A 12236-nucleotide genomic window follows, 5' to 3' on the forward strand; every position below is an offset into this window, starting at 1 on the left:
CGTACGGGGCATGGCGGTGCGACCGTGAACGGGGACGCGGCCCGTACAAACGTCGCGGAAGAGGCCGCGGGCGGCTGGCGGTGGGGGGGTGCCGCCTTCGGGCTGCTGCTCCAGCTCTGCTGCGTCGCCTACGCCGCCCGCCACGTCTCCCCCGCCGCCCTCGGCGCCTACGCCGTGGCCCTCACCGCCGTCCACCTCCTCGCCCACCTCGCCGGCAGCGCCATCGCCGCCTCCCTGCGCCGACCCGGGCCACCGGCCCGGCCCACCGCCCATGCCGCGCTGCGGCTCGCCGCGATCACCGGGCTCACCGGCTTCGCCGTCGCCCAACTCGCCGCCCCGCTGCCCGCCCTGCTCCTGCACACCCCCGACACCACCCCGCTCCTCCGCCTCCTCGCCTGCGCCTTCCTCTGCCGGCCCGCCGCCGACGCCGCGCTCACCGCGCTCCGCCGCGCGGGCCGCCCCCGCGCCGTCGTGCTCACGGACGCCGGCGGCCAGGCGGCCGGCGCCGCGACCGGCATCCTGCTGCTCGCCGGGGGCGTCAACCCCCTCGGCCTGGCCGCCGTGCTGCCGGTCTCGGCGGCGGTCGCGCTCGGCGCCGCGGCGCTGCTCCTGTCCCGTACGCCGCTGCCGGACGGCCCTCCGGTGCAGGCCGCGTCGCTGATCCGCGTCTCGCGGTTCGCGGCCGGGTTCGGGCTGCTGCGGCTGGTCGCCGCGGGCGCGCCGCTGTGGGCGGTCTGCGGGCTGCTGGGTCCGGGCGCGGCGGGCGTGTACTCGCGCGCCTGGGTGCTGTGCGAGGTGCCGGTGACGGGGTACGGCCGGGTGGCGAACCGGGCGGCGGGCGGGGGCCGCGGGGCCGATCGCCACCCGCCGTCCCGGCCCGTACGCCGCGTCGACGTGCCCACCGCCCGCCTCGCCGTCACCGCCGCCTCCGCCGCGGCCTTCGCCGGATTCGGCGCCGTGGCGGGAGCCGGGCCCGCCGCGCTGGCGCTGCTCCTCGGGCCCGGCTGGGAGTCCGCGACGGCGCTCGTGCCGTGGCTCTGCGCCGCGGCGGCGCTCCACCTCGTCTACTCCGCGGGCTGCTCCCTCGACCTCGCCCGCGGCCGCCGCCGCGAACTCTTCGGTACGCACCTGGTGGTGCTCCTCGCCACCGCCGCCGCCCTCGCCCTCGTCCTCCCGTGGCGCGGCTCGGGCTCCGCCCTGCCGCTGCTGGCCTGCGCGGCGGCGGCCGGTCCCGCCGCGGGGCACGCGCTGCAGTTGGCGCGGTGGGGGCGGTGCGGGCTGGTGCGGGTACGGGAGGTGCTGCGGGCGCACGCGGTGCACGGCGGCATCGGGGCGGCGGCCGGGGCGCTGGCGACGCTGGCCGGCTCCGCGGCGGCGGAACCGGGTCCCGCGCTGCTCTACGGTCTGCTGGCGCTCGCGCCCGTGGCCCTGCTCTGCGCGGGGCTGCACGAGCAGTTGCCGCTCTCCGCGGCGCTGTCCGGCCGCCGCCCGGGCCCGGCGCCCGCACCGCGGCCCCGGACGTCCGGCAGGACTCCGGCGCCCCGCGGCACGGCGGGTGCCCCGGTCCCGTAGCGCCGCCGTACGCGCCGGGTCGGAGCGCGGTCCGTCCGCAACCGGCCCCACGCGCGTCGCGTCAGCGCGGCGGCACGCTCGCGCGCTCCCCCGGCTCCCCCGGCTCCGCCGTGCCGCGGGGGTACGTGCGCACCGCGACCAGCTCCGCGCACAGCTCCTCCCACGCCCGCGTCACCCCCTCCGCCGCGAACCGGCCGGTCCCCGCAAGGGCGTTGGCGCCCAGCCGGTGCAGCAGCTCCGCGTCCGCCGCCATCAGCCGCGCCATCGCGTCCGCCAGCGCGTCCACGTCGTCCGGCGGCACCAGCAGCCCGTCCACCCCGTCCCGTACGACGTCCGCCGCCCCGCAGCCGTCGTCGTACGCGACCGCCGGCACCCCCGCGGCGTACGCCTCCAGCACCCCGGCGCTCCCCGAAGGCAGCACCGCGAGGCTCGCCTTGGCCCACTCCGCCGCCATGTACGGGCTGGGGCCCAGCAGTTCCACCCGCTCGTACAGACCCAGCTCCGCCACCTGCCCGCGCAGCCGCGGCAGCTCGGGACCCGCCCCGAACACCCGCAGCCGCCAGCGGGAGCCGGCCGGCGACGCCGCCGCGAAGGCGGCGACGGCGTGGTCCGCCCGGTTCTGCGGGCCCGCGAGCACCGCCGTCCGCGTCGTACGCGACGACCGCGGCCGGAAGCCGTCCGGGGCCGGGTACGGAATCGCCGCAAGCCCCGGCGCCGCGGGCCCCCGCGCCGCCGCATCCAGCCGCCGTCGCGCCCCTTCCGTCCGTACCACCACCGCATCGCACTCCCCCGTCCCCGCCGGCAGCACCCCCTTCCCCGCCCACGGCGAGTCGTGGATCCGCACCACTTCCGCCGGGGCGTGGTCCGCGGCGGCGCGCAGCAGCGCGGGCGATGCCGTGACGAGGACGTCGGTGTCCAGGGTGCGCAGGGCGAGGGTGAGTTCGGTGTCGGTCACTGCGTCGAAGTCCGGGTCCAGGGCGGGGTCGACGAGCGCGCTGGGCGCGGCGGCGAGCCGCTGCCGGACGCGGTCGGTGAGGGCGGTGGGCCGCAGCGGTACGGGGACGGGGCCGGTGCGGTCGACGAGGTGGCGCAGCGCGACGCGGGGGCCGGGCACGGCGTGCGGCCGGTCGCGGGTGCGGAAGACGCTGACGACCTCGACGTCGTGGCGCGCGGCGAGGTGGCCGGCCCGGGTGAGGACGGCCTGCGGCACGTCGCCCGGCTCGTCGGCGCGGGAGAGCAGGAAGACGATCCTCACGCCCGTACGCCCTCCCCGTGCGCCCCCGCGCGCTCGTAAGGGGACGGCACCGGGAAGTACCCCTCCAGAAACGCCTTCACCCCTCGGGGAAGCGTGCCGTCGAGACGGAGACAGAAGAGGTCGGTGTCGCGGCGGGCGGACAGCCGGTCGAGCCGCCGCGGCTCGTGGCCGCCCGCGGTCTCGACGCGCGGCGGCCCCGTGCGGCGCCCGGCGGGGAGTGCGCGGCCGAGGAACACGTCGTCGGCGAGGGGCAGTACGTGCGTGGCGAGGGCGTCGAGGGGGTGGCGGCGGTCGACGACGGCGAGGCCGGGGCGGGCGGTGTCCAGCCAAGGAGGCGGGGTTTCCGCGACGACGTAGGTGTGCCGGATCCAGGGCGCGAACATCGCGAGGGAGCGGAGCGAGTAGCGCAGCGCAGGGCCGGTGGTGGTGTAGACGGCGTCGACGGGCGGGCGGGGGTCGGTGACGAACTCGCGGAGCGTGGGGAACGCGCGGCCGGCCACGTACAGCACGGCGGTCGGCGCCAGCGACGGAAGCGTGGCGCCGAGCGCGGTGGGGGCAAGCGGAGTCGCGTACGCGCCGCCGCGGTGGCGGCGCTGCCAGAACTCGATGTCGCAGCCGTGGCCCGAGCCGTAGCGGAGGGTGCGGCCCGAGGTGAGGTACGGGCGGTAGAGGCGCAGCGCGGGCGGTTCGCCCGCGGCGGTGAGCAGTTCGGCGGGGACGGGGACGTCGGGGTGGCGGGGAGAGAGGGCGTAGACGGCCTGGCCGGGGTACGCGCCGGCCAGCGCCCGGCAGGTGCGCGAGCGCAGGCCCGCGTCGACGGCGAGGCGGTGGCGGGGGGCGGCGCCGGGGCCGGTCTCGTCGGGGTCGCGCAGCAGGAGGTACGGCACGTCGGCCGCCTCCAGCGCGTCCGCGGCGAGGCGCAGGCTGGCGGCATACGCGTCGGCGGCGAGGAGGTCGTCCCGTACCTCCGCCAACTGCCCCGCCGCCCGCACGAGTCGCCCGCCGCCCCCGCTCCCTGCGGCCCGTACCGCCTCCTCCCACCGCCGCCGCTCGGCGTCCGCGGGCGCGGAGGCGGGCGCGGGCGCGGAGGCGGGCGCGGGCGCGGGGTGTGGCGGCAGGGAGCGGGGCGGCCCGGCGGGGAGGGTCGCGGCGCGGTGGAAGGCGGCGCGGTCGGCGCGGTCGCGCTGGCGGCGGGGTTCGTCGTCGCGAAGCGCGGCCAGTTCGGTCAGGAGGGCGTGCCAGCGCCCGGCGGCGTGCGCGTCGTCGGGGATGGCCGCGACGCGCGGCGCCGCCGGGCCCAACTCCGCCTCGTACGCCGCCCGGTCGGCCTCCGCCGGTACGACCACCGCGTCCAGCTCCGGCGCGCCGGGCGGCGGCGGGTGGCCGGGGCGGGGGGCGCGGTGGACGGTGAGGGTGCGGGCGGGAGCGTGGGCGCGGACGGCGGGTACGAGGCCGGGGGCGGCGGTGACGAGGACGTCGGCGTCGAGCGTGCGCAGCGTGGCAGGGCCGGGATCGGCGGCGAACGCCACGTCGTGGTGTGCCGCGAGGCTCCGTACGACACCGTCCTGGGCCGCGGCGGCGGGGTCCGCCAGGAACGTGATCCTCACCGGGCCTCCCCCACGGCCTCGGTGACGACGACCAGCCGGCCGGCGGCGGTGTACCGCGGGGCGATCCGGACGACGGCGCCGGAGTCGGCGATGAGCAAACGGTTCGGCAGCCGGTGTACGCGCCCGGGGTCGGCGACGTCGCCGAGCAACCGCCCCACCGGGAGCGCGGCCGCGTACCCGGCGGCCCGTACCCGTACCTCCCACTCCCGCTCGCCGCTCCACCCGGCCACCCGCGTCAGCTCGGCACCTCCGACCCGGGCCACGAACCGCCCGCCCCCGCCGTCGGCCACCGGCAGCGCACACACGCCCCCGGCTTCGCCGCGCCCCACGAGTTCGCACCCGAACTCCCCGCCGCCCGCCGGGGCGGGTCCGCGCCGCGCGTCCTCCGCGGCCCGCGACCGGGGCAGCCGGACGGTCCACCGCCCCACCGGGGGCGCATCCGCCGGCCCCACCACCCGTCCGTGCACCGCCAGCTCCGTCCAGCCCGTCTCCACCCGCTCCACCTCCGCATGCGGCGGCAACCGCACCACCCGCAGCGCGACGGCGCCCCCGTCCCCTGATGCCGCGAAGGTGATCCGCCACCCGTCGGGATGCGGCGGATCGAGAAGTGTCGGCCCCGCCGCCGACCCGGCGCCCGGATCCGCGGCGAAGCCCGCCGCCGCCACCGGCACCCCGCCCGTCGCTGCCCTCAGCCCGTACCCCCGGCGCCGCCGGCCGCCCACCGCCAGCTCGACGCCCAACTCCCGCGCGTCCCCCTCCCGCACCGCGATCACGTCAAGACCGTGCCCCGCCCCTGCGCCCCTCCGCCGCCCCGTGCCGGCCCCGTCCGAGACCTCCGGCTCCAGCACGTACGTCCCGAACGCCCGCTCCCCCGCCACCTCCAGCGGCCGCGCCCGGCCCGCCACCCGCAGCCACGCCCCCGACCGGCCCGCCCCGCCCGCCGGCAGCCGCACGCACACGTTCAGCGTCCGCCCGTCCAGCACCGACAGGTGCTCGGCGTCCAGACAGCCCGCCGCCGCCCTCACCCCGGCAGCTCGTACGCGCTCGGCACCGGGAAGTACGCCTCCAGGAACGCCCCCAGGAGACCCGGCGCCCCCGTGCCCCTGGCCCGGATCACCGTCCGGTTCCGCGCGGCCAGCAGCCCCCGCAGCACGGCGTCCGTGCCGGGCGCCGCCAGGTCCACGTCCGCGTAGCGCAGCGTCGCGGCCGCCGCGCGGCCGGTGTGGGCGGCGTAGTGGTGGTACAGCGACGACGGGATCGCGAGGTCGTCGCGGCGCGGGTCGCGGTGGGCGGCCGTCGCCACGTGCCGGTCGCCGAACTCGCGCTCGATCTCGCACAGCACGCTGCGCCGCAGCGGGTGCGGGGCGTGCCGCAGCGGCTCCTGTACGGGCGAGACGAAGAACCGCGTGAGGCCGTTGGCGAGGAAGAACTGCTCGGGGACGGTCTCGGTGCCCAGGAAGAGGCGGTCGCCGAAGTACAGGAAGTGCTCGGCGAGGCCCTCGATGTGGTGCAGTTGGCTCTCGACGGCGCGCGGGTTGGACGTCGGCAGCACGGTCGGGTCGGCGAAGACCTCGCGGTGCCCGACGACGTGGAGACCCGGGTGCGCGGTGTCCAGCCACGGCGGCTCGCCGTCGTCGGTGAGCAGGTGGATGCGGCGGAGCCAGGGCGCATAGGTGGCGAGGGAGCGCAGCGCGTAGCGCAGTTCCGGGTCGGTCCAGGTGAACACCGCGTCGATCGCGTACGTGACGTCCTCGGGCAGCGGGTGCGCGAACTCCTCGCGGGTACGCAGCGTGAGCCGGCCGCAGCCCCAGGAGCCGCGGTCGGTCATCTTCACGGTGGTGGCACCGGCCGGGACGCTGTCGGCGACGCGGCCGGGGCGGGGCGCGAGCAGCCGGTCACCGGTGGCGTCCTCGTGCCAGAACTCCACCTCGCAGCCGGAGTCGGCGCCGATGACGAGCCGCAGCCCCGGCTCGGTGCGGTACCAGGTGAGGTGCAGCACGTCGGCCTTCTCCAACTGCTGCCAGACGCCCGGCTCGTAGCCGGGCACGAGGCGCGGGTACGCACCGGCCGCGCCGCCCCCCGCGGGACCGGCCCCGTGCCCCGCACCGGACCCCGTGCCCGCACCGGACCCCGTCCCCGCGCCCGCGCCCGCCACCACCGTCACGTACGCGGGCTGCACCCGGCACAGCCGGGCCAGCGCCCGGCACGCCCGGCGGCGCTGGTCCGCGGGCACGGCGACGACGGAGGGGCCGCCCGCCCGGCCCCGGACCGCGAAGTACGGGACACCGGCCGTCCGCAGCGCCCGGGTGACCTTGAGCACCCCGACGCGGCGGGCCTGCACCGGGGAGAGCGCGCGCTGCAGATGCGCGATGCGCGGCCGGCCGTCGACGGTGATGACGACGCGGCCGGGCGCCTCGCTGGCGGCCTGCTCGCGGCGGGCCTTGAGGGCGGCGCGGAGCCGGTCGGCGTGGTGCGGTGCGGTGAGGACGGCGAGGTGGCGGCGGACGGCGCGGGGAAGCGCGCGTCGGTACGCGGCGACGACGGATGCCGTGCCGGGGCCGACGCGCGGCGGTCGCTGATCCGTGGCTGTCTGCCCCATGCGGGACAAACTACGTCATTCGCCCGCCCCGGACTTCGAGCAACGCCCCGCGCCGCCGCCCTCCTACCGGTTCGTCCGCAGCAGCGTGCGCATCGTCCGCATCGCCACGGACAGGTTCGCCAGGTCGAACGACTCCGACCCCTGGATCTCCTCCAGCGTGCTGCGCGCCCGCCCCAGGATCGCGGTGTTCTTCGCCTCCCAGGTCTTGAACCGCAGCTCCGGCGTGATCGCCTCGCCCTCCGCCTCCGGCTCCGCCGACAGCACCGCCGCGGTGAGCAGCGCGTGCGCCGCGTACAGGTCCTCGCGGATCGCCGCGCGGGCCATGGACTGCCACCTGTCGGCCCGCGGGAGTTCCACGATGCGGTCCATCAGGTTGCTGATGTGCAGCCGGTCGCCGAGGTCGTAGTACACCTCCGCGACGTCCAGCGGCTCGTGCCCGGTGCGGTCGGCGACCGCGACGATGTCCATCGCCGGGAACGCCGCCGAGAACGTGGCCACCCGCTGCGCCAGCTCGGCCGGGACGCCGTTGTCGGTCAGCTCGTTCTGGTTGCGCTCGTACCACTCCAGGTCCGTGCCGCGCAGCAGCTTCGGCAGCGCCGCCCAGACCTGCCCGATGCGCTCGCTGAAGAAGTCGATCGTCTCGCCGAGTTGCAGCGGCTGCGGCCGGTTGTTGAGCAGCCAGCGGGTGGCGCGCTCGACCAGCCGGCGGGAGTGCAGCCGGATCCGGGTCTGGATGTCGGCGGCGATGACGTTGTCGAGGGTCTCGACCTCGTCCCAGAAGTCGCCGAGGTGGAAGATCGCGCGGGCCGCGGTGTGCGCCCGTACGATCTCCTCGGTCGACGCGCCGGTCTCCTCCTTCAGCCGGTGCACGAACGTCGTACCGCCGGTGTTGACCGTGTCGTTGACCAGCACGGTGGTGACGATCTCGCGGCGCAGCGCGTGCGCGCGGATCTGGTCGGGGAAGCGGTCGCGCAGCGGCTGCGGGAAGTACGCGAACAGCAGCCGCTCCAGATACGGGTCGTCGGGCAGCCCGGTGGCGACCAGGTTCTCCGCCGTGGTGATCTTCGTGTAGCCCAGCAGCACCGCCAGCTCGGGCTGGGTGAGGCCCAGGCCCGCGGTGAGGCGCTCCCGCACCTGCTTCTCGCCGGGCAGGAACTCCAGGTCCCGGTCGAGCGCGCCCTCCTTGCTCAGCTTGCGCATGTACCGGTGGTGGGCCTGGAGCAGGCTGGGGGCTTGCGCGACGGCGTTGGCCAGGGCGGTGTTCTGCGCGTAGTTGTTGCGCAGCACCAGCGCGGCGACCTCGTCGGTCATCTCCCCCAGCAGCTTGTTGCGCTGCTTGACGGTCATGTCGCCGTCGCCGATGACCTGGTTGAGCAGGATCTTGATGTTCACTTCGTGGTCGGACGTGTCCACGCCGGCGCTGTTGTCGATCGCGTCGGTGTTGATCTTGCCGCCCTTGCCTCCCCCACTGAGCGCTTCGCGCTCGTGGGCGGTACCCCCGGGCCCGCCGAACCGCGCGAACTCGATCCGGCCGAGCTGCGTGAGCCCGAGGTTGCCGCCCTCGCCGACGATCCGCGCCCGTACGTCGATGCCGTCCACCCGGATCGCGTCGTTCGCCCGGTCGCCCACGTCGGCCTGCGCCTCCGCCGAGGACTTCACGTACGTACCGATGCCGCCGTTCCACAGCAGGTCGACCGGCGCCTGGAGGATCGCCTTCATCAGCTCGGCCGGCGTCATCTTCGCGGCGCCGTCGCGGATCCCGAGCGCCCGGCGCATCTTCGCGTTCACCGGGATCGCCTTGGCCTTGCGGGAGAACACCCCGCCGCCCTCGGAGAGCTTGCGGGTGTCGTAGTCCTCCCAGGAGGAGCGCGGCAGCTCGAAGAGCCGGCGGCGCTCGGCGTAGGAGACGGCCGGGTCCGGGTCGGGGTCGACGATGATGTGGCGGTGATCGAACGCGGCGATCAGCCGGGTGTGCTCGCTGAGCAGCATCCCGTTGCCGAAGACGTCACCCGACATGTCGCCGATGCCGACGGCGGTGAAGTCCTCCGTCTGGCAGTCCACGCCCAGCTCGCGGAAGTGCCGCTTGACCGACTCCCAGGCGCCGCGGGCGGTGATGCCCATGCCCTTGTGGTCGTAGCCCGCGGAGCCGCCGGAGGCGAACGCGTCGCCGAGCCAGAAGTCGTACGAGACGGCGACCTCGTTGGCGATGTCGGAGAAGGTCGCGGTGCCCTTGTCGGCGGCGACGACCAGGTACGTGTCGTCCTCGTCGTGCCGGACGACGTTCTTGGGGTGCACGACCTCGCCGCCGACGAGGTTGTCGGTGATGTCGAGCATGCCGTAGATGAACGTCTTGTAGCAGGCGATGCCTTCGGCCAGCCAGGCATCCCGGTCCGCCGACGGGTCCGGCAGCCGCTTGCCGACGAAGCCGCCCTTGGCGCCGGCCGGGACGATGACGGTGTTCTTCACCTCCTGCGCCTTGACCAGGCCCAGGATCTCGGTGCGGAAGTCCTCGCGCCGGTCGGACCAGCGCAGCCCGCCGCGCGCGACCTTGCCGAAGCGCAGGTGCACGCCCTCGACGCGCGGCGAGTACACCCAGATCTCGTACTCCGGGCGCGGCTCGGGCAGTCCGGGGATGGCCTGCGGGTCGAGCTTCAGCGACAGGTACGAGTGCCAGGACTTCCCGTCGCCGTCGTGCTGGAAGTAGTTGGTCCGCAGCGTGGCCTGGATGACGGTGAGGAACGAGCGCAGGATGCGGTCCTCGTCGAGCGAGGCCACCTGGTCCAGCGCGCCGTTCAGCTCCTCCAGGATGCCGTCCGTCAGCTCCCGCCCGGCGTGCTGCCGCTCCGGTGCCATGCGCGCCTCGAAGAGGCTCACCAGCAGCCGGGTGGTGTGCACGTTGGTACGGAGGGTGTCCTCCATGTACGCCGGGCTGAACTTCGAGCCGGCCTGGCGCAGATAGCGGGCGTACGCGCGCAGCACCATCGCCTGCCGCCACGTCAGCCCGGCGACGGGCACGAGGGAGTTGAGCCCGTCGTCCTCCGCCTCGCCGTTCCACACCGCGGCGAACGTCTCCTGGAAGCGCTCGCGCGCGTCCTCGCCGACCTCGAGGCCGCCGCCGTTCTGCGACGGCGGGAACACCAGCCCGAAGTCCGAGACCCACGCGTCGGTGACGCCGCCGCCGCAGCGCAGCACGTACGGCCGCTCCTCGGTGACCTCGACGCCGAGGTTGTGCAGCACGGGCAGCACGCGGGTCAGCGAGAACGGCGCGCCCGCCCCGTACACCTTCAGCCGGCGCTCGTTGGGCGCGGCGCCCACCGGCTCGTAGAGGCTGAGGGCGAACTTGGCGGCGCCGCCGCGCGCGCTGAGCTTCTCGAAGTGCTGGAGGTCGGAGACGGCCGCGCGGGGCGCGAAGTCCTCCTTGTACCCCTCGGGGAAGGCGCCGGCGTAACGGTGCGCCAGCTCGGCGGCGCGCTCCTCGCCGAACTCGGCGACCAGCGCCTCGGTGAAGCCGTCGTTCCAGGAACGGGAGGCGTCCGCGAGGCGGTTCTCGATGCGGTGGACGTCGGTCTCGGTCAGCTCGCGCAGCCCGGTGCCGGGGTCGACGCGGACGACGAAGTGCAGCCGGGACAGGACCGACTCGGTGTTCCAGGCGGTGAAGTCGACGGAGGTGCCGCCCAGCTCCTCCTTGAGGATGTCGACGAGCCGCAGCCGCACGGAGGTGGTGTAGCGGTCGCGCGGCAGGTAGACGAGCGCCGAATAGTAGCGCCCGTACTCCTCCTGCCGGAGGAACAGCCGCAGCCGCCGGCGCTCCTGGAGGTACAGCACGCTGATGACGATGGACTGCAGCTCCGCGACGGGGATCTGGAACAGCTCGTCGCGGGGGTACGTCTCCAGGATCTGCAGCAGGTCGCGGCCGTCGTGGCTGTTGGGCGTGAAGCCGGCCCGGCTGAGGACCTCGGCGACCTTGCGGCGGACCACGGGCACGCGGCGTACGGACTCGGTGTACGCGGCGGAGGAGAACAGGCCGAGGAAGCGCCGCTCGCCGACGACGTTGCCCTCGGCGTCGAACTTCTTCACGCCGACGTAGTCGAGGTAGGCCGGGCGGTGCACGGTGGCGCGGCTGTTGGCCTTGGTGAGCACCAGCATGCGGTGCTCACGGGCCTTCGCGCGCACGTCGGCGGGCAGCCGGTGGAAGGACTCGGAGGCCGGCTGCGGCTTGCCGTCGTCCTTGGCGAACGCGGCGTGCGACGGGTCGGCGCGCAGGATGCCGAGACCGGTGCCGGGGACGGCGGTCAGCTCCTCGCCGTCGCTGTTGACCGTCAGGCGGTACTCCCGGTAGCCCAGGAAGGTGAAGTGGTCGGCGGCGAGCCAGCGCAGCAGCTCCCTGGCCTCCTCGACCTCCTGCGTGGGCATGTCGTCCGGCAGCGGCTCCTCGTCGAGGTCGTCGGCGATGCGCAGCGCGGAGTCGCGCATCTTCTGCCAGTCCTCGACGGCCTCGCGGGCGTCGGACAGCACCCGCATCAGGTCGGCGGTGATCTGCTTGAGGTCCGCGCGGTCGGACTCGCGGTCGATCTCGACGTGGATCCAGGACTCGATGACGGCGTCGTGCGGCAGGTCTTCGAGGCCGCGGGCGTACGGCGGCGAGGCGTTCGGGTCGCGGCCGGCGTCCAGGACCTCCAGCAGCTTGCCGGTGACGTCCCGGCGGACGACGATCTGCGGATGGATCACCAGATGAATGCCGCGCCCCTGGCGAGACAGCTCATTGGTGACGGAGTCCACCAAAAACGGCATATCGTCCATTACTACTTCGACGACACTGTGACTGGACGTCCAGCCGTTCTCCTCGACCGTGGGCGTGTGCACCCGCACGTTGGCGGTGCCCTGCGGGCGGTTCTGAGCCAGGCGGTAGTGGGAGAGCGCGGCGCCGAAGACGTCGACCGGGTCACGGCCGAGCAGATCCTCGGGCGCGGTATGCAGGTAATAGCGCTGGAGGTACGCGTCGAGGGTCTCGGGAGGCAATCCCCCCTCACCCGTCCCGTCCACCCGCGCGGCCCGCGCGAGCAGCTCGTTCTTGGCTTCAGCCAGCTTGATCTGCATGGTCCTCAGGCTCCTGTCGCGCGCCGTTGCGTGACGGTTCTTGTGGGCCGGGAGTGTTCCCCGGCCCTTGCTGACGAGCGGGCACGGCACCGCGGCCCGGATGCCT

Annotated in this window: 6 protein-coding genes; 1 reads left to right on the plus strand and 5 read right to left on the minus strand. The window is 75.5% G+C overall.

The genetic code is table 11. The annotated features are described in order from the left end of the window. The first annotated feature begins 24 nt into the window (after positions 1-24). Positions 25-1572, plus strand: coding sequence for an oligosaccharide flippase family protein (locus ACFYVJ_RS30365; RefSeq protein WP_388898228.1), 1548 nt, complete (start codon positions 25-27; stop codon positions 1570-1572). A 61-nt stretch (positions 1573-1633) separates the two neighbouring features. Here ACFYVJ_RS30365 and ACFYVJ_RS30370 read toward each other — a convergent pair whose 3' ends face one another. The 5 genes from ACFYVJ_RS30370 to ACFYVJ_RS30390 all read right to left on the minus strand — a co-directional run bounded on the left by ACFYVJ_RS30370 (position 1634) and on the right by ACFYVJ_RS30390 (position 12130). Next, positions 1634-2827: a glycosyltransferase gene (locus ACFYVJ_RS30370; protein WP_388898231.1), complete on the minus strand. Its 1194-nt coding sequence runs from the start codon at positions 2825-2827 to the stop codon at positions 1634-1636. Beyond that, complete coding sequence (locus tag ACFYVJ_RS30375) at positions 2824-4434, minus strand: hypothetical protein (protein WP_388898234.1); 1611 nt, start codon at positions 4432-4434, stop codon at positions 2824-2826. The genes ACFYVJ_RS30370 and ACFYVJ_RS30375 overlap by 4 nt, the downstream gene beginning before the upstream one ends. Further along, the gene (locus ACFYVJ_RS30380) at positions 4431-5459 is read right to left on the minus strand and encodes a hypothetical protein (protein ID WP_388898236.1); all 1029 of its coding nucleotides are present in this window, start codon (positions 5457-5459) and stop codon (positions 4431-4433) included. Before ACFYVJ_RS30380 ends, ACFYVJ_RS30375 begins: the two co-directional genes overlap by 4 nt. Then, positions 5456-7033 (minus strand): stealth conserved region 3 domain-containing protein, encoded by a 1578-nt coding sequence (locus tag ACFYVJ_RS30385; protein ID WP_388898239.1) that lies wholly within the window; start codon positions 7031-7033, stop codon positions 5456-5458. The genes ACFYVJ_RS30380 and ACFYVJ_RS30385 overlap by 4 nt, the downstream gene beginning before the upstream one ends. Before the next feature lie 63 nt (positions 7034-7096). After that, positions 7097-12130: an NAD-glutamate dehydrogenase gene (locus ACFYVJ_RS30390; RefSeq protein ID WP_388898242.1), complete on the minus strand. Its 5034-nt coding sequence runs from the start codon at positions 12128-12130 to the stop codon at positions 7097-7099. Between the last annotated feature and the right edge of the window lie 106 nt (positions 12131-12236).

The organism is Streptomyces sp. NPDC004134, from assembly GCF_042874195.1.
GTDB lineage: Bacteria > Actinomycetota > Actinomycetes > Streptomycetales > Streptomycetaceae > Streptomyces.